This is a genomic window from Pseudomonas sp. TE3552, assembly GCF_056278945.1.
Genome location: NZ_JBWBQJ010000001.1, coordinates 4,201,406 through 4,225,058, shown reverse-complemented (window position 1 = coordinate 4,225,058; position 23,653 = coordinate 4,201,406). Strand labels below are relative to the sequence as shown.

The following is a 23,653-nucleotide window of genomic DNA, read 5'->3' as shown; positions in this document are numbered from 1 at the left end:
GCTGCCCCGAGCACCAGCCGCTGCCTCGCAGCGGCTTTTGTATTTTCTGAAATAACGAAGTGGAGAGCCGCATGGTTCCCGTAATCGCCCTGGTGGGCCGACCGAACGTCGGCAAGTCCACCTTGTTCAACCGCCTGACCAGGACTCGCGACGCCATTGTCGGCGACTTGTCCGGTCTGACCCGTGATCGCCAATACGGTGAGGCCAAGTGGCAAGGGCGTTCCTACATTCTGGTCGACACCGGCGGTATCTCCGGTGACGAGCACGGTATGGACGAAAAAATGGCCGAGCAGTCGCTGCTGGCCATTGAAGAAGCGGATGTCGTTCTGTTCCTGGTAGATGCCAAAGCCGGTTTTACCGCCGCCGACCAGATGATCGCCGAGCACTTGCGCAAGCGTAACAAGCGTTCCTACGTGGTCGCCAACAAGGTCGACAACATCGACCCTGAAATGGCCCGCGCCGAATTCGCCCCTCTGGGCATGGGCCACGCGATCCCGATCGCCGGTGCTCATGGTCGCGGCATCACCCAGATGCTGGAAATCGCCCTGAGCGACTTCCCGAAGGACGAAGAAGAACCGGAAGAAGGCGAAGAAGAGGTCGTTGCCGAAGGTGAGGAAGCCAAGCGCATTCCTGGCCCAAGCGAAAAAGACGGTATCAAGATTGCCATCATCGGCCGTCCGAACGTCGGCAAGTCGACCCTGGTCAACCGCATGCTCGGTGAAGACCGGGTTATCGTTTATGACCAGCCCGGCACCACCCGCGACAGTATCTACATCCCGTTCGAGCGTAACGACGAAAAGTACACGCTGATCGACACCGCCGGTGTGCGCAAGCGCGGCAAGATCCACGAAGAAGTCGAAAAGTTCTCCGTGGTCAAAACCCTGCAAGCGATCAAAGACGCCAACGTGGTGATCTTCGTGATGGACGCCCGCGAAGGCGTGGTGGATCACGACCTCAACCTGCTGGGCTTTGCCCTTGAGGCAGGGCGTGCATTGGTGATCGCGATCAACAAGTGGGACGGCATGACGCCGAGCGAGCGCGACTTCGTGAAAGTCGAGCTGCAACGTCGTCTGTTCTTCGTCGACTTCGCCGATATCCACTTCATCTCGGCCCTGCACGGCACTGGCGTAGGCAACCTCTACGCGTCGGTACAGAACTCGTTCAAGTCCGCGGTCACCCGCTGGCCGACCAACCGCCTGACCCAGATTCTGGAAGATGCGGTTGGCGAGCACGCGCCACCGATGGTCAACAATCGCCGGATCAAATTGCGTTATGCCCACTTGGGTGGCGCCAACCCGCCGATCATCGTGATCCACGGGAACCAGATCGAGAAGGTGCCGAAGTCTTACGTCCGTTACCTGGAAAACACGTACCGTCGTGTACTCAAGCTGGTCGGTACGCCGATCCGTATCGAGTTCAAGGGCGGCGAGAACCCGTATGAAGGCAACAAGAACTCGCTCACCGACCGCCAGGTCAACAAGAAGCGTCGCTTGATGTCGCACCACAAGAAGGCCGACAAGAAGCGCCGCGACAAGCGTTGATTTGAGGCTGCCCATTCTGTTGGGATGGGCTTGTTGTGGCGAATGTATTAGAAGAAGGGCGCCGGTTGGCGCTCTTTTTTTATGGGCGCCGTATGGGCTATTCTCGGGCTCTCCCGTGCCGCCGTTAGAGCCGGGTGTAGAGCAGGGAATCACCGATGATCACCAGTAAGCTGCCGAATGTCGGCATCACTATCTTCACCCAGATGTCTCAGCTCGCGGCGCAAACCGGGGCGATCAATCTGTCCCAGGGATTTCCTGATTTCGACGGCCCACAGGCCCTGCGCGATGCTGTCGGTCGGCATATCGCCAGTGGCCACAATCAGTATTCGCCGATGACCGGATTGCCGGCGTTGCGTCAGCAGATTGCGGCGAAGATCGCTCGCAGTTATGGCGCCCATGTCGACGCCGACAGCGAAGTGACGGTCACTCCCGGCGCAACCCAGGCGATCTTCTGCGCGATTCAAGCAGTTATCCACAGCGGCGACGAAGTCATCGTGTTCGATCCGGCCTACGACAGCTACGAGCCCTCGGTTGAGCTGGCGGGTGGTCGTTGCGTGCACGTGCAGCTGGGACTGAACGATTTTGCCATCGATATCGACAAACTCAGCGCCGCTCTCTCCCCGCGCACCCGGATGATCATCCTCAACACCCCGCACAACCCAAGTGGCGCGCTGATCAGTCGTGCCGAGCTGGATCAACTGGCGGCGTTGATTCGCGACCGCGATATCTATGTGATCAGCGACGAAGTCTACGAACACCTGGTATTCGACGGTGTGCCTCACGTCAGCGTATTGGCCCACGAAGAACTCTATCAACGCGCATTCGTGGTCAGCTCATTCGGCAAGACTTATCACGTCACAGGCTGGAAAACCGGTTATGTCGTCGCGCCACCGGCCTTGAGCGCGGAGCTGCGCAAGGTTCACCAGTACGTCAGTTTCTGCGGCGTGACGCCGCTGCAATACGCGTTGGCCGATTACATGGCCGAGCACCCGGAACACGTCGAAGAGTTGCCGGGCTTCTATCAGGCCAAGCGCGATCTGTTCTGTGATCTGCTGGCGCCATCGCGTTTCAGCTTCAGCCGCGTGGCCGGTACTTATTTCCAGTTGGTCGATTATTCGCAGATCCGCCCAGACCTCAACGACGTCGAGATGGCGCTGTGGATGACCCGTGAACATGGCGTTGCGAGCATTCCGATCTCGGTGTTCTACCAGACTCCACCCGAAGGCCAGCGCCTGGTGCGTCTGTGCTTTGCCAAACGCGAGGAGACCCTGCGTGAAGCAGCGGCAAAACTATGCGTGATCTGAGTGCTCTGCCCAATCTGAATCTCGCACTGATCCAGACCACCCTGGCCTGGCATGATCGTCAGGCCAACCTGGCGCATTTCGAGCCGTTGCTGGAACAGGCTCGCGGCGCTGACCTGATCATCCTGCCGGAGATGTTCACCACCGGTTTCTCCATGGAGTCGCAAACCCTCGCCGAACCGGAAAACGGCCCCACCAATAAATGGTTGCGGGCTCAGGCGGCGAAACTGGACGCGGTGATTACCGGCAGCGTCATCATCCAGGCTGCTGATGACAGCCATCGCAACCGTCTGTTGTGGGCACGGCCGGACGGGGAGGTGTGGCACTACGACAAGCGTCATCTGTTCCGTATGGCGGGCGAGAACAACTACTACACCCCAGGCGAACGTCAGGTGCAGTTCGAGTTGAAGGGCTGGCGAGTGCGGCCGCTGATTTGCTACGACCTGCGCTTCCCTGTCTGGAGTCGCGACCCGCAAGATACTGACTTGTTGCTGTACACCGCCAACTGGCCGGGTGCACGGCGTCAACACTGGAACCGTCTGCTGCCGGCGCGGGCGATCGAAAACCTCTGCTATGTGGCGGCGGTGAACCGCATCGGTACCGATGGCAAAGGCTTTGCGTATACCGGTGACAGTCAGGTCCTGGATTTTCACGGTGAGACGTTACTCAGTGCAGGCGATGCCGATGGCGTATTCAAGGTCGTTCTGGATGCAGCGGAACTGGCGGCTTATCGCACGCGGTTTCCGGCGAATCTGGATGCCGATACCTTTGAGTTCACCTGAGATTGTCGTTGCCTGACCTGCTCGCGATGGGGTCATGACAGGCAACACAGAAATCCCAAACAAACAAAAAGGCCCCGAGGTTCTCACCCCGGGGCCTTTGTCATTTCAGAAAGCCTTACGCCGCTTTCGCTTCCGGCTGGCTCAGGGAGCGGTTCAGCGCGCTGAACAGGGCCTTGAAGCTGGCGGTGGTGATGTTTTCATCGATGCCGACGCCGTGCACTGCACGTTCACCGTTCACCCGCAGTTCAATGTAAGCAGCCGCTTTGGCATTGGTGCCCGCGCCGATGGCGTGTTCGTTGTAGTCCATGATCTCCACCGGGATCGGCAGCCCGGCCACCAGCGCTTCCAGGGCGCCGTTGCCTTTGCCACGCCAGTGCAGGTTGGTTTCGCCCTGGCCTTTACTGGAGACTTCCACTTCCACGGCGCTGTGACCGTTTTCTTCCTGCAAGCGATGGCTGACCAGCGCGTACGGAGTGTTGGCCTGCAAGTACTCGCTGTGCAGCAGCGCGTGGATCTGCTGGGCCGTCATCTCAAGGCCCAGGCGATCAGTTTCACGCTGCACGACCTGGCTGAATTCGATCTGCATGCGGCGCGGCAAGCTGATGCCGTATTCCTGTTCCAGCAGGTAAGCGATACCGCCCTTGCCCGACTGGCTGTTGACGCGAATCACCGCCTCGTAGCTGCGGCCGATGTCGGCCGGGTCGATCGGCAAGTACGGCACTTCCCACAGGGCGTCCGGTTGCTGCTGGGCGAAGCCCTTGCGGATCGCATCCTGGTGCGAGCCAGAGAACGCGGTGTGAACCAGGTCGCCGACATACGGGTGACGTGGGTGCACAGGAATCTGGTTGCACTCTTCGACGACTTTGCGCACGCCATCGATGTCAGAGAAGTCCAGCTCAGGGTCGACGCCCTGGGTGTAGAGATTCAATGCCACGGTCACCAGATCGACGTTACCGGTACGCTCGCCGTTACCGAACAGGCAGCCTTCGACACGGTCGGCGCCGGCCATCAGGCCCAGCTCGGTGGCGGCCACGCCAGTGCCACGGTCGTTGTGGGTGTGCAGGCTGATGATCACGCTGTCACGACGGTTGATGTGGCGGCCGAACCATTCGATCTGGTCGGCATAGATGTTCGGGGTGGCGCATTCGACGGTGGCGGGCAGGTTGAGGATCACCTTGTGCTCAGGCGTCGGGTTCCACACTTCGATGACCGCGTCGCAGACTTCCTTGGCGAATTCCAGCTCAGTGGCGCTGAAGGTTTCTGGCGAGTATTCGAAGGTCCACTCGGTTTCCGGTTGCTGGGCGGCGTATTTGACGAACAGCTTGGCGGCGTTCACGGCGATGGCCTTGATTCCGTCCTTGTCCTGGTTGAAGACAATGCGGCGGAAGGAAGGGGAGGTCGCGTTGTACAGGTGAACGATGGCTTTCTTGGCGCCGCGCAGGGATTCGAACGTGCGCGCGATCAAGTCTTCACGGCCCTGGGTCAGCACCTGAATGGTGGTGTCGTCCGGGATGTGGCCGTCTTCGATCAGCGTACGCACGAAGTCGAAGTCGGTTTGCGAAGCGGCCGGGAACGAGGCTTCGATTTCTTTCACACCGACGGACACCAGTGTCTTCCAGAAGCGCAGCTTCTTGACCGCATCCATTGGCTCGATCAGCGACTGGTTGCCGTCACGAAGGTCCGAGCTGCACCAGATCGGCGCGGCGGTAATGGTCTTCGACGGCCAGGTGCGATCCGGGATGTCGATAGTCGGGAATGCGCGGTATTTCGAAGACGGGTCTTTGAGCATGCTCATCGGAAAATCCTTGTTGTGTGGGCCGAAAAAAGGCGGCCTGCCGGTGGATCAAATGTTCTGGTAAAGCGTAAGACGAGGCACCGCGATTCAGCCTGGCAGTCGTGCACTGACGAGGCACAGACTGCGGTGCTGGCGGAGCTGAATGAGGGTGTGAGAGGTTTTCATGCCTTCAACCCTAACCGCGAGGGGAAAGGATGGCAAGCAGTCGAAAAAAATTGAGAGGAATACTCGAAAAACGGGGTTGTGCGAGATTTTATTGCTCGTAATAGGCTGAAGCGTTTGCATGTTTGCGCAGTGTCTCAGCCATGCGCAATCGATAGGAGGTGGGTTGAGTGGATGATGGGAGTGTTCAGTTTATCTGCGGGTTTCGGTGATGCTCAGGCCGTCTTCGCGGGCAAGCCCGCTCCCACAGGGTTTTGCGTTGTAGCAAAATTTTGAGTTCAACCCGCAAACTGTAGGAGCGAGGCTTGCCCGCGAAGAGGCCGGTAGCCTCAACAACTATTTATGGCTGAAACGCGCCAATGAAAATCGCCGGATCCACCCGCGCATCATTCAGGCTGACATTCCAGTGCATATGCGGCCCGGTCGCACGGCCAGTTGAGCCGACTTTCCCGACCACGTCACCGCGCGCCAGTTGCTGCCCAACCTTCACGTCGATCTTCGACATGTGGCAGAACATGCTGATAAAGCCCTGGCCGTGGTCGACGAACACCGTATTGCCGTTGAAGAAGTAGTTGCCGATCAGGATCACCTTGCCGGCGGCCGGGGTCTTGATTGGCGTGCCGGCGGGCACCGCAAAGTCGAGGCCTGCATGGGGGTTGCGTTCTTCACCGTTGAAAAAACGGCGTACGCCGAACTTGCTCGACAGCGGCCCGTTGACCGGTTTGTCCAGCAGCAGGTTGCTTGGGGTATTGGGACTGAAACTACGGTATGCGTTGATCTGCTCGGCCAACTCGCCTTCGATGCGCTTGAGGTTTTCCGGGTTCGGATTGACCTGCTGCGTGTTCTTCAGGGTGATGTGCTGTTCCGGGTATTTCTTGTTGCCGACGGTGAAGCTCAGGTTACGACCGCCGCTGCTGATTTGCTGTGTCCCCGGCTTGACCGTCAACGGCACGCCGACGATAGCCAGCCAGTTGTTCTGCTCCTTGACCACCAGCACCGGTTTGCCTTGATAACTGGCTTTCGGCGCCTGGGCGAAGGTGCCCAGATCGACTACCGCCACGCCGCCCGGCACCGGTTTGTTCAACAGGCGGGTGATGTAGCTGTCGGCGTGGGCGTTGAAGGTCAGGCACAGCAACAGCAGCGGAGCTAAGAAACGCGGCATGGATCAATCCAGTAAAGAAAGGGTGACAGGCGTCAGGTGATTATCTTCGACCCGCACTTGCAGTTCGCCTTCGCCCAGTCTGGCTTTCAGGCGCTGGCCGGTGTGGGTCTGCGCGGCGCTGCGGATTGCGTTGCCGCGCTCGTCCAGCAGAATGCTGTAGCCACGGGCGAGGGTCGCCAACGGGCTGACCACATGCAGCGTCTGCATCTGACTTTGCAGTTGCAGGCGGCGAGACTTGAGCCCTTCACGCATGGCCCGGGGCAGGCGCTCGGCGAGGCTGTCGAGGCGCTGGCGAAGCATCGCCAGTTGCCGCCCGGGATGTTGCCCGGCGAGGCGGGTTTCCAGGCGGATCAAACGTTCGCGACGGGTATTGAGGCTGCGTTCGAAGGCCCGGCGCATGCGCATGTCCAGATCATCCAGACGTTGCGCCTGCTGACGCAGACGTTCGCCGGGATGGCGCAGTCGGCGTGATATACCTTCCAGGCGCAGCCGATCACGCATCAGGCGGTCGCGCATGCGCATCACCAGGCGCCGATGCAGGCTTTCGACCCGACGCACCAGATCACTGGAATCCGGCGCGAGCAGTTCGGCAGCGGCGGAAGGCGTCGGGGCGCGGACGTCGGCGACGAAGTCACTGATTGACACATCGGTTTCATGGCCGACAGCGCTGACAATCGGCGTCACGCAGGCATCCACGGCGCGGGCCACGGCTTCTTCGTTGAAACACCAGAGGTCTTCCAGCGAGCCGCCGCCACGGGCCAGGATCAATGCGTCGAAACCACGAGCGTCTGCCTGTTTCAGCGCACGGACAATCTGCGCGGTGGCTTCGCGGCCTTGTACGGCGGTAGGGATCAACGTCAGTTGCACCTGCGGCGCGCGGCGGCGAAACACGCTGATAATGTCGCGGATCACCGCGCCGGTGGGCGAGCTGATGATTCCGATGCGTTGCGGGTGCGCCGGCAACGGCACTTTGCGTTCGGCGCTGAACAGGCCTTCGGCACTGAGCTTTTCCTTCAACGCATCGAAGGCCAGGCGCAGAGCGCCATCACCGGCCGGCTCCACAGTGTCGAGGATCAGTTGATAGTCGCCACGGCCTTCAAACAGCGAAACCTTGCCGCGAACCTTGACCGCCAAGCCGTCCTTCAACGCCTGGCGAACCCGCGCGGCATTCTGCCGGAACAGCGCGCAACGCACTTGGGCGCCGCTGTCCTTGAGGGTGAAATACACATGGCCGGACGCCGGGCGGGCGAGGTTGGAGATTTCGCCTTCGACCCAGATGTTGCTGAACACGTCTTCGAGCAACACCCGCGCGCGGCCGTTGAGCTGGCTGACAGTCAGGACTTCCCGGTCCAGGCCGAGTCTTGCAAAGGGATCTTTAATCATGGGGCGCAGTTTAAAGGCATTCGGCAAACAATCTCCATGCTCCACGCAAATCCCTTTGTGGGAGCGACCTGTGGCGAGGGGGCTTGCCCCCGTTGGGCTGCGAAGCAGCCCCAAAATCTCTGATGTATCAAAGATCTTGTGAGTGCTACGCACTCAAACGGGGCGATGCGGCGTTCCGACAAGCCCCCTCGCCACAGGTCGCTCCCGCAGGTGTTGCTACGGCAATCGGGTGAAATGCTCAACGAATTGTTGGACCAATGCCGTGGGATTTTGCCGGCAGGCGAGGGCGACGGTGCTGTGGCAATCCGGGTCGGCCAAGGGGAGGAAGTGGATATCCGGCGGCGCGATGTCCTGCATTGATTCCGGCAACAGCGCGATGCCGAATCCGGCCTGGATCAATTGCAGTTGCGTGGTTTTGCGTGACACCACTCGAGCCGCCTTGGGAAAGAACCCTTGGCGCATGCACAACTCGGCGGACAGATAACTCAAACCGCCACGCTGTGGATGAGGGATGGAAATAAACGCTTCATTCTTCAACTGTGCCAGATCGATGCCTTGCGCGGACTTATCCACAGCCAGCCAATGATTTGGCGGCACCGCCAGCAACAGACGCTCGCGGTACAGCGGAACAATCTGTACCCCTTCACGCTGACGCAGCACCGGCAGGCGCAACAGACCCACATCAACGCGACCTTCGGCCAGTTCTTCCAGTTGCGCTTCAGAGGACAGCTTGGCGATGTCCATCGACACACCGGCGTGCCGATCGAGATAAATGCTGATACCTCGCAGCAGCCGACCACTCATTGGCACAGTGCTGGAATGACTCAGGCGCAAGACGCCAACTTGGCCGCTGCCCACTTGGGTTGCCATCTCGCTGGCCTTGGTCAATTCGTTCAGCAGGTTTCTGGCCCGAGGCAAGAAGGCTTCACCCGCTGCTGTCAGTCGGGGCTGGCGCGCGGTGCGTTCGAACAGCGGCGTTTGCAGTCGGGTTTCCATGTCCTTGATCTGCCGGCTCAAGGCCGATTGAGCAATAAACAGTCGTTCGGCCGCAGCGCTGAAGCTGCCGCTCTCGGCAATTTCCACGAAGTAACGCAATTGGCGGGTTGAAAGCACCAGGTATGCCTTTTCGAGATGGGTTGTCGGCTTTGAAGATATTAGTCGCAACGCTCGTCGCTGGCTAAAGTCATCACAGGAATAAAAGGAAGCCGTGTCGATGAATGTGCTGGAGTTGCTACACCAATGGCCGTGGGGTGCGGTGGATTGGCTGGTGATCGGGTTGGGCGTTGCCCTGGCCTACATCGTGTTCGGTATCGCCGGGTTCGGCACTGCGCTGGTGGCGGGGCCGATTCTGATTCTGTTCATGCCACTGTCGAAAATCGTGCCGCTGCTGGTGTTGCTGGATTTCGTCGCGGCGTTCGGCAATTTGCTGCCCTCGCGGCGGAATGTGGCGCGCCCCGAGTTGCTGCGGCTGCTGCCGTGCATGGCGGTGGGCTGCACGTTGGGAGTGATTTTCCTGCTGAACCTGAAATCCGATGTATTGCTGCTGTTGATGGGGCTGTTTATCAGCGCCTATGCGATTTACAGCCTGTGGATTAAAACCCGTCCGACACAATTGTCCGTCGGTTGGGCAGTGCCGATGGGCACGGTGGGCGGGATGTTCGGGGCGCTGTTTGGCAGTGGCGGCTTTTTATATGCGATCTATTTGAACAGTCGGCTGCCCAAGGATGAGGCCCGGGCGACCCAGAGTGCGCTGATCAGTTGCAGCACCGTGGTGCGTTTGAGCCTGTTTGCCCTCGCCGGAGTGTATGCCGAGCTACCCTTGTTGGTGTTGGCGCTGTGTTTGTTGCCGGCGATGGCGCTGGGCTTGTGGATTGGCCGGCGGTTGACCATGAAATTGTCCCGCGAGGCGTTTGTGCGGCTGGTGACCTGGTTGGTGCTGGCCAGCGGGATTGCCTTGATCGGGCGTTATTTGAGTACTTGACCGGATTTCGTCAGGGATTAAGCTGCCGGCCGTCCTGGGGCTATCGCGGGCAAGCCTCGCTCCTACAAGGGATTGGTGTCGTTCCATTAATTTCCCTGTAGGAGCGAGGCTTGCCCGCGAAGGCGTCATCCGACACGCCGCAGAAATATCCATTTGACGCAGTAGGCTTGCACCATGAACACCCAAAGCATCATCGTCCCGAAAATCTCCACACTGCCGGTACACGAACCCCGGGCCCGGGCCGTCGTGCGTTGGCTGGTGCGCAAGAACATCATCAAAGAAGAACTGAGTACCTGTGGCCGCACCGGCAATCGCATGGCCCACGCCATCGCCGACGGCGCCCGCGCCGTGGTCCTGCACCCTGACGCGTTGCCGTTCGGCGAGCCGATCAATGGCCTGGAGATCATCACCAAGCGCTGCATCTATACACCGGCCAAGGGATTTCTCGAAGAAGCCGGCTGCGCCGAGTGCCGCAAGGAAATCGGCGAAGCGCTGTTCGAGAGCCTGGAAGACTGGATGCCGGGGCGCACCGATAACTTCACGTGCCCTGAATGCGGGCATGAAGACGACATCAACGGCTTTTTGTTCTTGCAGGAATGCGGCTTTTCCAACCTGGGTTTCATCTTCAATAATTGGCTTGAGGCCGGGTTCAAGCAGAGCTTTATCGATGAGTTTGCCGATTGGCTGGATCAACCCGTGAGTTGGGTCAAGGTCGAACTCTAATGGTCCCTCGCTCCTACGGAACATGTGCCAAAACACCCGTCGATCGACCGCGTCGATAATAGACAGAGTTTTACATTGAACCCGAGGGGGTGTCTGACTATAATGGCGCGCTTCCATTTTCCCGCTCGGGAGCCCCCGCGATGCTGCGTATCAGCCAAGAAGCTCTGACCTTCGACGACATTCTTTTAGTGCCCGGTTATTCCGAGGTTCTTCCTAACGAAGTCAGTCTCAAGACCCGCCTTACCCGTGGCATCGAGCTGAACATTCCACTGGTTTCTGCTGCCATGGACACCGTTACTGAAGCCCGTTTGGCAATTGCCATGGCTCAGGAAGGTGGCATCGGCATCATCCACAAGAACATGACCATCGAGCAGCAAGCTGCCGAAGTGCGCAAGGTCAAGCGTTATGAGGCCGGCGTGGTCAAGGACCCGATCACCATCGAGGCTGACGCCACGGTTCGTGAGCTGTTCGAACTGACCCGCCTGCACAACATCTCCGGCGTTCCGGTGCTGCACGATGGCGACTTGGTCGGCATCGTCACCTCCCGTGACGTGCGTTTCGAAAACCGTCTGGACGTCAGTGTCCGTGAAGTGATGACGCCTAAAGAGCGTCTGGTCACGGTCAAGGAAGGCGCCAACAAGAACGATGTGCGCGAACTGCTGCACAAGCACCGCATCGAGCGCGTGCTGATCGTCGACGACAAGTTTGCCCTCAAAGGCATGATGACCGTCAACGACATCGAAAAAGCCAAGGCTTACCCGCTGGCCAGCAAGGACGATCAAGGTCGTCTGCGCGTTGGCGCTGCGGTCGGCACCGGTAAAGACACCGGTGACCGCGTAGCTGCCCTGGTCCACGCGGGTGTTGACGTAGTAGTGGTCGACACTGCTCACGGTCACTCCAAAGGCGTGATTGATCGCGTTCGCTGGGTCAAGCAAAACTTCCCTGAAGTGCAGGTCATCGGCGGCAACATCGCCACCGGCGCTGCCGCCAAGGCCCTGGCCGAAGCCGGCGCTGACGCAGTCAAGGTCGGTATCGGCCCGGGCTCGATCTGCACCACCCGTATCGTCGCCGGTGTCGGCGTACCGCAAATCAGCGCCATCGCCAACGTCGCCGCTGCCCTCGAAGGCACCGGCGTTCCGTTGATCGCCGACGGCGGCATCCGTTTCTCCGGTGACCTGTCCAAGGCTATCGTGGCCGGTGCCTCCTGCGTGATGATGGGCTCGATGTTTGCCGGTACCGAAGAAGCGCCAGGCGAGATCGAACTGTTCCAGGGCCGTTCGTACAAGGCTTATCGTGGCATGGGTTCGCTGGGCGCCATGTCCCAGGCTCAAGGTTCCTCCGACCGTTACTTCCAGGACTCCTCCGCGGGTGCCGAGAAGCTGGTTCCGGAAGGTATCGAAGGGCGTGTTCCCTACAAGGGCACCCTGAGCGCGATCATCCATCAACTGATGGGCGGCCTGCGTTCCTCGATGGGTTACACCGGCAGCGCCGACATCGAAGAAATGCGCACCAAGCCTGAGTTCGTGCGGATCACCGGTGCCGGCATGGCCGAGTCCCACGTTCACGACGTACAAATCACCAAAGAAGCGCCAAACTACCGCGTAGGTTGAGGCTTCAAGCAAATCGTTAAGCAACCGGGGCTGTTTTATTCAGCCCCGAGTTGTTTCTGAATCACGACTGTTTCTGAATTATCTAGACGAGACTGAATCATGGCCCTCGACATTCACGCTCACCGCATCCTGATCCTCGATTTCGGTTCCCAGTACACCCAACTGATCGCCCGCCGCGTGCGTGAAATCGGTGTGTACTGCGAACTGCATCCGTTCGACATGGACGACGAAGCGATTCGCGAATTCGCTCCAAAAGGCGTCATTCTCGCTGGCGGCCCCGAGTCCGTGCATGTAGCCGACAGCCCACGCTGCCCGCAAGCGGTGTTTGACCTGGGCGTACCGGTCTTCGGTATCTGCTACGGCATGCAAACCATGGCTGAACAGCTGGGTGGCAAGGTTGAAGGTTCCGACCTGCGTGAGTTCGGTTATGCCCGCGTTGATGTGGTCGGCAAGAGCCGTCTGCTCGATGGCATCGAAGACCATATCGACGCCGATGGCCTGTTCGGTCTCGACGTGTGGATGAGCCACGGTGACAAAGTCACCAAGATGCCGGAAGACTTCCACATCCTGGCCAGCACCCCGAGCTGCCCGATTGCCGGCATGTTCAACGATGCTCGTGGTTACTACGGCGTGCAGTTCCACCCGGAAGTGACCCACACCAAACAGGGTGGTCGCATCCTCTCGCGCTTCATCCTCGACATCTGCGGCTGCGAAGCCCTGTGGACACCTTCGAAGATTGCTGAAGACGCCATCGCCCAGGTCCGCGCCCAGGTTGGCACCGACAACGTTCTGCTCGGCCTGTCCGGCGGCGTGGACTCCTCGGTGGTTGCCGCGCTGCTGCACAAAGCCATTGGCGACCAACTGACCTGCGTGTTCGTCGACAACGGCCTGCTGCGCCTGCACGAAGGCGAGCAAGTGATGGCCATGTTCGCCGAGAACATGGGCGTCAAAGTGATCCGCGCCAACGCCGAAGAACAGTTCCTCGGTAACCTGGCGGGCGAGTCGGATCCGGAGAAGAAGCGCAAGATCATCGGCCGTACCTTCATCGACGTGTTCGATGCCGAATCCTGCAAGCTGGACAACATCAAGTACCTGGCTCAGGGCACCATCTACCCGGACGTGATCGAGTCGGCTGGCGCGAAAAGCGGCAAGGCGCACGTGATCAAGTCGCACCACAACGTGGGCGGCCTGCCGGAAGAAATGAACCTCAAGCTGGTTGAACCGCTGCGCGAGCTGTTCAAGGACGAAGTCCGTCGTCTGGGCCTGGAACTGGGCCTGCCGTACGACATGGTCTACCGTCACCCGTTCCCGGGCCCGGGCCTGGGCGTGCGGATCCTCGGTGAAGTGAAGAAGGAATACGCCGACCTGCTGCGTCGCGCCGACCACATCTTCATCGAAGAACTGCGCAAAGCCGACTGGTACCACAAGGTCAGCCAGGCATTTGTGGTGTTCCAGCCAGTGAAATCGGTTGGCGTTGTCGGCGATGGCCGTCGTTACGCCTGGGTCGTTGCCCTGCGTGCCGTGGAAACCATCGACTTCATGACCGCGCGTTGGGCTCACCTGCCTTACGAACTGCTGGAAACCGTCAGCGGCCGGATCATCAATGAAATCGAAGGCATCTCCCGCGTCACTTACGACGTGTCGAGCAAGCCGCCGGCGACGATTGAGTGGGAGTGAGCCCGCGCAAGCCTTGATGGTTTGATCGCAAGAAAAAAGGCCCCGTGAACGCGAGTTCACGGGGCCTTTTGCGTTTCAGCGCCGGGCGACGTCGGAGAAGTAGAACTTATCCAGCGTATGCCGCGACTCGGTGTACTCGAACTGCCGGCCATCCTGCAAAAACGTCTGGTTACTGACCACGATCACATGGCTCTGGCCGTCGAGATCCAGGTGTTGCTGGTCGTCCTTGCTACGGGGCACTGCTTCGATGGTGCGCTGGGCGTAGGCGATTTGTAGTTGCAGGGTCTGCTCGATGAAGGCGTAGATCGAGTGCTCGGCGATGTCGCGGGACAGGCCGGGAATCACGTCGCTGACGAAATGGTTGATGTCGAGGATCACCCGTTTGCCATCGATCCGCCGCACGCGCTTGATCCGTGTGATCAGGCTGCCTTCTTCGGCCTTGATGTGTTCGAGCAGCGGGCCTTCGAGGGGGATCTGGGTGAATTCGACCACCTCGGTGCTGACGTCATTGCCCAGTCGCGGGTAGGTTTCCTGGAAGCTGACGATGCCGCCGAGTTGAAACTCGATCGGGTTGGTCGACAGCACGAAGGTGCCTTTGCCGTGGACTTTCTGGGCGAAGCCGCGCTCCTGCAATTGCTCGATGGCCTTGCGCACGGTGCCGCGACTGGCCTGGTAGCTGTCCATCAGTTCGGTTTCGGAGGGCAGTCGGGCGCCGCGTTCCAGACGTTCGGTCGTGATGCTGGCAAGCAGATCGCTGTAGATCTGGTTGTATTTACTCATGGGGATGGCTCTGTGCCGCGCTGTACTCAAGGTTTTGAACCTTAAGGGCAGGGTAGGGGTTTGTCCATGCGGGTTTAGGTTTCTTTGACTTTTGAGGTAGGAAATATCGCCGCTTGTCGGGTTCGGGATAAACAAAACCAAACTCGTCTGTACGAGTTGTTGCAATAACTCGTACAGACGAGTACTTTTCGCTTCGGCGTGCTGCCAATAACAAAAAACTACAGCGCAAGGACAATCATGAGCCACGACTATCCGAACATCGTCACCGAGCTGCTGCACAGCCTCGGTGGCAGCGATAACCTCGAGCAGGCCGCGCATTGCGTCACACGCTTGCGCCTGGCCCTCAAGGATCCGAGCCTGGTCGACAGTGCCACGCTGAACCAGATCGATCTGGTCAAAGGTTCGTTCTATACCGGTGGCCTGTTCCAGGTGGTCATCGGCCCCGGCGAAGTGGAAAAGGTCTATGCCGAACTGCGTCGGCAAACCGGTCTTGCCGTTTCAACCATCGCTGACGTTAAACAGAAAAGCGCCGACAAGATCAACGCCATGCAGCGGCTGGTGCGGGTGTTTTCCGACGTGTTCATGCCGATCCTCCCGGCACTGATCATTGCCGGCCTGCTGATGGGCATCAACAACCTGATCGGCGCCAAAGGCATGTTCATAGAGGGCAAGACTCTGCTGGAGGCTTACCCGACGCTTGATGGCCTCTGGAGCCTGATCAACCTGATGGCCAACACTTCCTTCGTATTCCTTCCGGCGCTGGTGGGCTGGTCGGCGGCCAAACGCTTTGGCGGCAGCGAAATCCTCGGCATCGTGCTCGGCCTGATGCTGGTGCACCCGGACCTGCTCAACGCCTGGAACTACGGCAAAGCGGTGGCTGGGCTGGAGGGGCAGAGCCTGCCGTACTTCGACATCCTTGGCATGTTTCAGATCGAGAAGGTCGGTTATCAGGGGCAAATCCTGCCGATCCTGATGGCGGCCTATGTGATGAGCGTCATCGAAAAGTGGCTGCGGGCGCGGGTGCCTAACGCCGTGCAATTGCTGGTGGTGCCGATTACCACCATCGTCGTCACCGGTGTGCTGGCGCTGGCGGTGATTGGCCCGGTGACCCGTCACCTGGGGATTCTCATCACCGAAGGCGTAGTCACCCTGTTCGATCTGGCACCGATGGTCGGCGGCGCGATTTTCGGCCTGCTCTACGCTCCGCTGGTGATCACCGGCATGCACCACATGTTCCTCGCGGTCGATTTGCAACTGATCTCCACCCAGGGCGGCACGTTCATCTGGCCGATGATTGTCATGTCCAACCTCGCCCAGGGCAGTGCAGCGCTGGGGGTGTTCTACATGACCCGCAGTGTGCGGGACAAAAGCATGGCCTCGACCTCGGCGATTTCCGCTTATTTCGGCATCACTGAACCGGCGATGTTCGGGGTCAACCTGCGCTACAAGTTTCCGTTCTATGCGGCCCTGATCGGCTCGGCCCTGGGCTGCATCTTCCTGTCGTTGAACAAGGTCCAGGCCTCGGCGATCGGCGTCGGCGGCTTGCCCGGTTTCATCTCGATCATTCCGCAGTTCATTCCGATGTTCGTGGTCGGGATGGTGATTGCCATGGTCGTGCCGTTTGTTCTGACCTGCGGGTTGAGCATGAAGATTGTCCGGCCCGGGTATCGGGTCGCCTGATAGATCGCATTCGCCAGTACCTATTCAAAAAGGAATCCGCCATGCAAGACTGGCAACGTTCGGTGATCTACCAGATCTACCCGAAGAGTTTTCACAGCCACGCCGGCAACCCCACGGGGGATTTGCTCGGCGTCGTGGCCAAGCTCGATTACCTGCACTGGCTGGGTGTCGATTGCCTGTGGATCACGCCGTTCCTGCGTTCGCCCCAGCGCGACAACGGTTACGACATCAGCGATTACTACGCCATCGACCCAAGCTACGGGACCATGGCCGACTGCGAGTTGCTGATCGCCGAGGCCGGCAAGCGCGGAATCAAATTGATGCTCGACATCGTGGTCAACCACACCTCGATCGAACACACCTGGTTCCAGCAGGCCCGCAGCAGCCTCGATAACCCTTACCGCGATTTCTACATCTGGCGCGACCAGCCGAACAACTGGGAATCCAAGTTCGGCGGTTCGGCCTGGGAGTACGAAGCCCAGACCGGTCAGTATTACCTGCACCTGTTCGACCACACGCAGGCCGATCTGAACTGGGACAATCCCAAGGTGCGCGCCGAAGTGTTCAAGATGATGTGTTTCTGGCGCGACAAGGGCGTGGGCGGTTTCCGGCTGGACGTGATCAACCTGATCTCCAAACCGGCGGACTTCCCCGAGGACAACAGCGACGGTCGGCGCTTCTACACCGACGGCCCGAACGTCCACGAATACTTGCAGCAGATGCACCGTGAAGTGTTCGAAGGCCATGACCTGATCAACGTCGGCGAGATGTCGTCCACCAGTCTGGAACACTGCATTCGCTACTCGCGGCCGGAGTCGAAAGAGCTGTCGATGACCTTCAACTTTCATCACTTGAAGGTTGATTACCCGAACCTGCAAAAGTGGATTCGAGCCGATTTCGATTTCCTCGAGCTCAAGCGCATCCTCTCCGACTGGCAGACCGGCATGCAGGCCGGCGGCGGCTGGAACGCGCTGTTCTGGTGTAACCACGATCAGCCGCGGGTGGTCTCGCGGTTTGGTGATGACGGTGAGCATCGGGTGGTGTCGGCGAAGATGCTCGGCACGGCCCTGCATTTCCTTCAAGGCACGCCGTTTGTGTATCAGGGCGAAGAACTGGGTATGACCAATCCGGGGTTCGATCACATTGATCAGTACCGCGACGTCGAAACCCTGAACATCTTCCGGCTCAAGCGCGAGGCAGGTAGCAGCGACGTCGACAACATGGCGGCGATCATGCAGAAGTCCCGGGACAACGGCCGCACGCCCATGCACTGGAGCCCCGAGCCAAATGCGGGTTTCAGCACGGTCGAACCCTGGATCGGCGTGCCGACCAACGTGGCGCAAATCAACGTCGCCCACCAACTCGACGATCCGGATTCGGTGCTGCATCACTATCGTCAGTTAATTGCCCTGCGCCGCAGTGAAACGTTGATGTCCGACGGCGTGTACCGGCAGTTGTTGCCTGAGCACACACAAGTCTGGGCGTACGTGCGTGAAGGCCAAGGCGAACGTTTGCTGGTGCTGAATAACTTCTATGGCACGCCATGCGAAGTCGAACTGCCGCCAGAAGTGATCAACGAATCGATGGTGCAATCTCTGGTCATCAGCAACTACCCGGACTGCCCGCCGCGCAATCGGCAGGTGTTTCTACGGCCCTATGAGTCGTTCGTTCTGCGCCTGACTGACCACTAAAAAACACTAATTAAAAAAACACGCAGAACACTGCGCGGGGGAGTTTTGCGCGCTGATTTTGCTGCTTCGCACAATAAAAATAATGAGGTGGTTCTTGAAAACAACAATAAATCGCAGTCTTTCAGTCGCGAGCGTGTGCCTGGCGTTACCGTTGTCGGCCCAGGCGCTGGACTTCGCCGGCTATTTGCGTAGCGGTGTTGGCACCTCGGTCAACAGCAGCTCGCAGTCGTGCTTTCAATTGCCGGGCGCACAGTCGAAATACCGCTTGGGTAACGAATGCGAACAGTATGCGGAGCTGGAATTGCGTCAGGATCTGTTCACCCTGGACGACGGCTCGGTGCTCAGTGTCGACGGCATGGCTTCGCTGTATAACCAGTACGACCGCAGCCTGACGTTCAACGGGGACAACGGCTCGGTGCGCATGCCGCAGTTGTATGCGCAATGGTCGAACATGCCCAGCCTCAACGGCGGCTCGCTGTGGGCCGGTCGGCGTTACTACAAGCGCAACGATATCCATATTTCCGACTTCTACTACTGGAACCAGAGCGCCACCGGCGGCGGTATCGAAGATGTGCTGATCGGCGATCTGAAATACAGCTACGCCTTCTCGCGCAAAGACAACCTGTACCAGAAGGACTACATCAACCGTCACGATTTCAACGTCGCCGGCTTCGACACCAACCCCGGCGGTGAGCTGGAATTCGGCCTGAGCTACATCGACAAACCCGACAGCCGCGACGCTCATCGCGGCTGGGCGATCACCACCCAGCATGTGCAGAAGGGCTTTCTGGGCGGCAAGAACAAACTGGCCTTCCAGTACGGCGAAGGCCCCGGTACCGGGTTGGGCTATACCGGTAACGTGAAGCTGGACGACAGCAGCAAAAGCTACCGGGTGGTGGAGTTCTTCGACTGGCAAGTGACGCCGCGCTTCGGCGGCCAGGTCGAAGCGGTCTACCAGAAAGACATTCGCCCGGACGGCGCCGACCAGAACTGGATTTCCCTTGGGATTCGCCCGGCCTATGCGATCACCGAGCAGTTCAAACTGGTGACCGAACTGGGCCACGATCAAGTCGAAGCCACGGGCGGGACGCGCAAGCTGAGCAAGTTCACCTTCGCCCCGACCTGGTCGCCCAAGGGCCCGGATTTCTGGGCGCGCCCCGAGGTGCGTCTGTATTACACCTATGCCAGCTGGAACGAGGCGGCCAAACGGGCGGCCAATGAACTGGCGGCGGGTTCGGCGTTATCCGACACCGGCGCCTTCGGCACGGCGCGACACGGTTCAAACGTCGGATTGCAGGTCGAGTACTGGTGGAAATAAGCGATGCTGTCGGAGCCTCGCGCTCCATCAGCACTTCAAAGAACAAAACAGCAGGTGACGTCATGGCCACACCCCAACAATTGCAACTGCTGGCACCCTTGTCCGGCGTGCTGATGCCGCTGGACCTGGTGCCCGATCAGGTGTTTTCCAGTCGCGTGATCGGCGATGGTCTGTGCATCGATCCGACCTCAAACACCTTGTGCGCGCCGCTGGCTGGCGTGATCAGCAATGTGCAGGCCAGCGGGCATGCCGTCAGCATCACCGACGACAACGGCGTGCAGGTGTTGATGCACATTGGCCTCGATACCGTGAACCTGGCCGGCAAGGGCTTCACCCGGTTGGTGGAGGAAGGTCAGCGGGTTGAGGTGGGGCAGGCGCTGATTGAGTTCGATGCCGATTACATCGCCTTGAACGCTCGCAGTTTGTTGACCTTGATGCTGGTGGTCAGCGGTGAGCCGTTCACCTGGCTGACGCCTGAAGCGGGTGTGGTGGACAGCGGGCAGCCGCTGCTGAGTCTGCATCCATCTGAAGTGGCGGCCGATGGGCGGCTGCCGGAGGAGGGCGAAGCGCTGTTCTCCAAACCGGTGACGCTGCCCAATCCCAACGGCTTGCACGCCCGTCCTGCGGCGGTGTTCGCCCAGGCGGCGAAGGGCTTTTCGGCGAGCATTTGCCTGCATCGACAGCAGGACAGCGCGAACGCCAAATCCCTGGTAGCGCTCATGGCGTTGCAGACCGCTTTTGGCGACGTCGTGCAAGTCAGCGCGGTGGGCGCGGATGCCGAAATGGCGATCAAGACGCTGGCCGAGTTGCTGGCCGCCGGTTGTGGCGAAGCCGTGACGGTAATGGCTGAGGTCGGGACGGTTGCCGCCGGGGCCTCATCGCTGAAGGTACTGCGTGGAGTGTGTGCATCGGCGGGGTCGGCGTTTGGTCAGGTGGTGCAGATTGCCGAGCAGACCCTTGAAGTCAGTGAGTCCGGCAGAGGCGTGCACGTTGAGCGCGAGCATCTGTCCCGGGCGTTGGCGGCGGCGATTGTGGACTTGCAGCAGTTGCGTGACAGCGCCACGGGTGACGCCCAGGCAGACATCTTCAAGGCACATCAAGAACTGCTCGAAGACCCAAGCCTTTTGGATCAGGCCCTGGCCCTGATCGACGCAGGCAAAAGCGCCGGTTTCGCCTGGCGTGCGGCTACCGAGTCGACGGCCACTTTGTTCAAAAGCCTGGGCAACGCCTTGCTGGCCGAACGGGCCGCGGATTTGGCCGATGTCGGTCAACGGGTGCTCAAGCTGATTCTCGGCGTAGAGGAGCATGCGCTGGAATTGCCGGAAGAGGCGATTCTGATTGCCGAACAACTGACGCCCTCGCAGACGGCTGGCCTGGACACACGCAAGGTGCTGGGGTTCGCGACGGTTGGCGGTGGTGCCACCAGCCACGTGGCGATTCTCGCGCGGGCCTTCGGCTTGCCGGCGATCTGCGGCTTGCCGGTTCAGGTGCTGACACTGATCAATGGCACCCGGGTGTTGCTCGATGCCGACAAAGGCGAGTTGCAACTGGACCCTGATCTGGCCGCCATCGAGCAATTGCAGGCCAATCGTCAGCTGCAAAAGAAACGCCAGCAATACGAGTTGGCAAATGCAGGGTTGGCCGCCTGTACCCGCGATGGGCATCACGTTGAAATTACCGCCAATATCGCGTCCCTGGCCGAAGCCGAACAGGCCATGGCACTGGGCGGCGAGGGCGTCGGGCTGTTGCGTTCGGAGTTTCTTTATCTGGACCGCAACCATGCGCCGAGCCATGACGAACAGGCCTCCACCTACAGCGCCATCGCCCGCGCGTTAGGGCCAGCGCGCAACCTGGTGGTGCGCACCCTGGATGTCGGCGGTGACAAACCGTTGGCCTACGTGCCGATGGACCGCGAAACCAACCCGTTCCTGGGCATGCGCGGCATTCGTTTGTGCCTGGAGCGTCCGCAGCTGTTGCGCGATCAGTTCAAGGCGATCCTGAGCAGCGTCGGGCTGGCTCGCCTGCACATCATGCTGCCGATGGTCGCGCAGCTGTCGGAGTTGCGGCTGGCTCGTCAGCTGCTTGAAGAAGAGGCGCTGGCATTGGGCCTGACTGAACTGCCGAAACTGGGGATCATGATTGAAGTACCGGCAGCGGCGCTGATGGCTGATGTGTTTGCGCCCGAAGTGGATTTCTTCTCCATCGGCACCAACGACCTGACCCAATACACCCTGGCCATGGACCGCGATCACCCACGGCTGGCCAGTCAGGCCGACAGTTTTCATCCCTCGGTATTGCGCTTGATCGCCACCACCGTGAAAGCCGCCCATGCCCATGGCAAATGGGTCGGGGTATGCGGCGCCCTGGCTTCGGAAAACCTGGCGGTGTCGTTATTGCTGGGGCTTGGCGTGGATGAACTGTCGGTGAGCGTGCCGTTGATTCCGGCGATCAAAGCGGCGGTTCGCGAAGTGGACCTGCTGGACTGTCAGGCCATCGCCCAGCAAGTGCTGGGGCTGGAAAGTGCCGAGCAGGTACGCGAGGCGTTGCGGCTGCACCACGAGGCAACGGTCGATACTTCACTGGTTCTGGAGAACTGAGCATGTTCGAGAAAATGCAGCGGGCGTTCTGGAAAGCGTTGACGCCGGACCTGGTAGTGGATGAGCCGAAAGTGGAGGCCCAGCCGGTTGGCGGTTTGGCCGCGAATATCGTCGCCGCGCTTGGCGGAATGGATAATCTCAAATCGCAACAGCCAGTGGCGCTGACCCGTGTGCGGGTGGAATTGCGGGATGTGGCGCGGATGGACCGGCAGGCTTTGACGGTGGCAGGGGTGCCGGGGGTGATGATGCTGGAGGATGGAGTGGTTCATCTGATCGCCGGTCTTCAGCCATAACCGTAATTCTGTGGTGAGAGGGCTTGCCTGTGGCGAGGGAGCTTGCTCCCGCTGGGCTGCGCAGCAGCCCCAAGATCTCCAGCCAACCCAAACCCCTGTGGCGAGGGAGCTTGCTCCCGCTCGACTGCGCAGCAGTCGCCAAACCAAACACCGCGGTATGTCTGACAAAACCGGATTGCTGTTTTTGGGGCCGCTGCGCAGCCCAGCGGGAGCAAGCTCCCTCGCCACAAAAGCCACTCGGCGCTACTCCGAAGACCGAGCCCGCAACCGCCGCCCAATCACATCCAGCACATCACAGCCATCGCGCAACGGAATGGCGCAGAGCAAGGCAAAATCACTAAGAATGAACGACTCACACTCGACCGACCCACGCATCGACATGTTCTCAAGCACCTGCGTGACGGCGCGAATTCGATAGTTGGCAGCGTCATACAAAACATCGAGCGGCGCGTGGGTATCGACGAACAGGGTCGGCATGTCGTTGCAGTTGCTGGTGAGCGCCATGAAGCGGTTGTCGGGGTGGGGCATTGGTTTTTCGTAGGGTGGATCGGGATGAAGACTTTTCATTTTTAAACCTCTGGTAGAAGTGAAGCTACCATCGGCCTTCCTACAGGCTTGGGTGGCAGCTATACGCGGGGTAGGAATATCGAGACCAGAGAACTCGACCACACCGAAGCGTGCCCGCGCACAGCCGCCGCAACTGATCTTACGGACACACGTTGATGGCCGCAATTCAGGTGTCGACGCCAAAGCGTCCTCTCTAGTCTTGAAGGGTTCCTACACCCCACCACTGAATTTTCAGTGACCACCAGAGACTATCGATTGAAAACATTCCACACCAGTTCATGGAAGCCGCCGCAGGTTGAAGGAAACTTCCGATGACCTTGCCCAGAAATTTCGTAACCTGTAAGACCGCCTTCGCGGGCAAGCCTCGCTCCTACAGATCACCACCGTCCTGTAGGCGCGAGGCTTGCCCGCGATTGAACGCGAAACGGTCATAAAATCTATCTGCCTCAGAGATAACAGGCCTTACTGTCGAGTTCTTGTTCGATGCGGGCAACGTGCTCCATCAACGCACCGAACGATAAGAGGCGGGGTTAAAAATCGGTTCGAACATGAGCAATCCCTCGCGCAGAAAATTAGGCGCGGGGACTTTGCGGGGGATGGATCGGGAAAG

General features: G+C 59.7%; 18 protein-coding genes. 12 read left to right on the top strand and 6 right to left on the bottom strand.

The features are described from left to right. The first annotated feature begins 71 nt into the window (after nucleotides 1-71). The 3 genes from der (at nucleotide 72) to ACZ9BB_RS19065 (ending at nucleotide 3,624) form a co-directional block, all read left to right on the top strand. Nucleotides 72-1,541 (top strand): ribosome biogenesis GTPase Der, encoded by a 1,470-nt coding sequence (gene der / locus ACZ9BB_RS19075; protein ID WP_476215330.1) that lies wholly within the window; start codon nucleotides 72-74, stop codon nucleotides 1,539-1,541. Nucleotides 1,542-1,696: 155 nt separating this feature from the next. Then, on the top strand, nucleotides 1,697-2,845 hold the full coding sequence (locus tag ACZ9BB_RS19070; protein WP_476215328.1) for a pyridoxal phosphate-dependent aminotransferase: 1,149 nt from the start codon (nucleotides 1,697-1,699) through the stop codon (nucleotides 2,843-2,845). Beyond that, nucleotides 2,833-3,624, top strand: coding sequence for an amidohydrolase (locus ACZ9BB_RS19065; protein WP_476215326.1), 792 nt, complete (start codon nucleotides 2,833-2,835; stop codon nucleotides 3,622-3,624). Before ACZ9BB_RS19070 ends, ACZ9BB_RS19065 begins: the two co-directional genes overlap by 13 nt. A 115-nt stretch (nucleotides 3,625-3,739) precedes the next feature. On the opposite strand, the gene leuA is transcribed toward ACZ9BB_RS19065, so the two are convergent. From leuA to ACZ9BB_RS19045, 4 genes are all read right to left on the bottom strand, one after another. After that, entirely contained in the window at nucleotides 3,740-5,419 is a 1,680-nt protein-coding gene (gene leuA, locus ACZ9BB_RS19060; protein ID WP_476215324.1) for a 2-isopropylmalate synthase, read from the bottom strand. A 502-nt stretch (nucleotides 5,420-5,921) separates the two neighbouring features. Beyond that, entirely contained in the window at nucleotides 5,922-6,743 is an 822-nt protein-coding gene (locus ACZ9BB_RS19055) for a peptidoglycan DD-metalloendopeptidase family protein (RefSeq protein WP_476215322.1), read from the bottom strand. 3 nt (nucleotides 6,744-6,746) lie between these two features. Further along, a complete protein-coding gene (gene xseA, locus ACZ9BB_RS19050) occupies nucleotides 6,747-8,126 on the bottom strand; it encodes an exodeoxyribonuclease VII large subunit (protein WP_476215320.1) in 1,380 nt (459 codons plus the stop codon). Between the two features lie 216 nt (nucleotides 8,127-8,342). Then, entirely contained in the window at nucleotides 8,343-9,239 is an 897-nt protein-coding gene (locus ACZ9BB_RS19045) for a LysR family transcriptional regulator (protein ID WP_476215318.1), read from the bottom strand. Between the two features lie 100 nt (nucleotides 9,240-9,339). Between ACZ9BB_RS19045 and ACZ9BB_RS19040 the strand changes: the two genes are divergently transcribed. From ACZ9BB_RS19040 to guaA, 4 genes are all read left to right on the top strand, one after another. Further along, on the top strand, nucleotides 9,340-10,107 hold the full coding sequence (locus ACZ9BB_RS19040) for a sulfite exporter TauE/SafE family protein (RefSeq protein WP_476215316.1): 768 nt from the start codon (nucleotides 9,340-9,342) through the stop codon (nucleotides 10,105-10,107). Between the two features lie 174 nt (nucleotides 10,108-10,281). Further along, nucleotides 10,282-10,830 (top strand): sugar ABC transporter ATPase, encoded by a 549-nt coding sequence (locus ACZ9BB_RS19035; protein WP_476215314.1) that lies wholly within the window; start codon nucleotides 10,282-10,284, stop codon nucleotides 10,828-10,830. A 140-nt stretch (nucleotides 10,831-10,970) separates the two neighbouring features. Further along, nucleotides 10,971-12,440 carry an IMP dehydrogenase gene (gene guaB, locus ACZ9BB_RS19030; RefSeq protein ID WP_429432436.1) on the top strand — a complete coding sequence of 490 codons (1,470 nt, stop codon included), beginning with the start codon at nucleotides 10,971-10,973 and terminating at the stop codon, nucleotides 12,438-12,440. A gap of 99 nt (nucleotides 12,441-12,539) precedes the next feature. Further along, nucleotides 12,540-14,117, top strand: coding sequence for a glutamine-hydrolyzing GMP synthase (gene guaA / locus ACZ9BB_RS19025; protein ID WP_476215311.1), 1,578 nt, complete (start codon nucleotides 12,540-12,542; stop codon nucleotides 14,115-14,117). Nucleotides 14,118-14,192: 75 nt separating this feature from the next. Here the strand turns inward: guaA and treR are convergent, their stop codons facing one another. After that, the gene (treR, locus tag ACZ9BB_RS19020; RefSeq protein ID WP_019647781.1) at nucleotides 14,193-14,897 is read right to left on the bottom strand and encodes a trehalose operon repressor; all 705 of its coding nucleotides are present in this window, start codon (nucleotides 14,895-14,897) and stop codon (nucleotides 14,193-14,195) included. A 237-nt stretch (nucleotides 14,898-15,134) separates the two neighbouring features. On the opposite strand from treR, the gene treP reads away from it, so the two are divergent. The 5 genes from treP (at nucleotide 15,135) to ACZ9BB_RS18995 (ending at nucleotide 22,476) form a co-directional block, all read left to right on the top strand. Beyond that, a complete protein-coding gene (gene treP / locus ACZ9BB_RS19015) occupies nucleotides 15,135-16,577 on the top strand; it encodes a PTS system trehalose-specific EIIBC component (RefSeq protein ID WP_476215308.1) in 1,443 nt (480 codons plus the stop codon). Nucleotides 16,578-16,618: 41 nt separating this feature from the next. Continuing rightward, entirely contained in the window at nucleotides 16,619-18,268 is a 1,650-nt protein-coding gene (treC, locus tag ACZ9BB_RS19010) for an alpha,alpha-phosphotrehalase (RefSeq protein ID WP_476215306.1), read from the top strand. A gap of 94 nt (nucleotides 18,269-18,362) precedes the next feature. Next, nucleotides 18,363-19,586 carry a carbohydrate porin gene (locus ACZ9BB_RS19005; protein ID WP_476215304.1) on the top strand — a complete coding sequence of 408 codons (1,224 nt, stop codon included), beginning with the start codon at nucleotides 18,363-18,365 and terminating at the stop codon, nucleotides 19,584-19,586. Between the two features lie 62 nt (nucleotides 19,587-19,648). Beyond that, on the top strand, nucleotides 19,649-22,183 hold the full coding sequence (gene ptsP / locus ACZ9BB_RS19000; RefSeq protein WP_476215302.1) for a phosphoenolpyruvate--protein phosphotransferase: 2,535 nt from the start codon (nucleotides 19,649-19,651) through the stop codon (nucleotides 22,181-22,183). Between the two features lie 2 nt (nucleotides 22,184-22,185). After that, a complete protein-coding gene (locus ACZ9BB_RS18995; RefSeq protein ID WP_218398969.1) occupies nucleotides 22,186-22,476 on the top strand; it encodes a PTS sugar transporter subunit IIB in 291 nt (96 codons plus the stop codon). 243 nt (nucleotides 22,477-22,719) lie between these two features. Here ACZ9BB_RS18995 and ACZ9BB_RS18990 read toward each other — a convergent pair whose 3' ends face one another. Beyond that, nucleotides 22,720-23,043 carry a hypothetical protein gene (locus tag ACZ9BB_RS18990; protein ID WP_476215299.1) on the bottom strand — a complete coding sequence of 108 codons (324 nt, stop codon included), beginning with the start codon at nucleotides 23,041-23,043 and terminating at the stop codon, nucleotides 22,720-22,722. Nucleotides 23,044-23,653 lie beyond the last annotated feature (610 nt).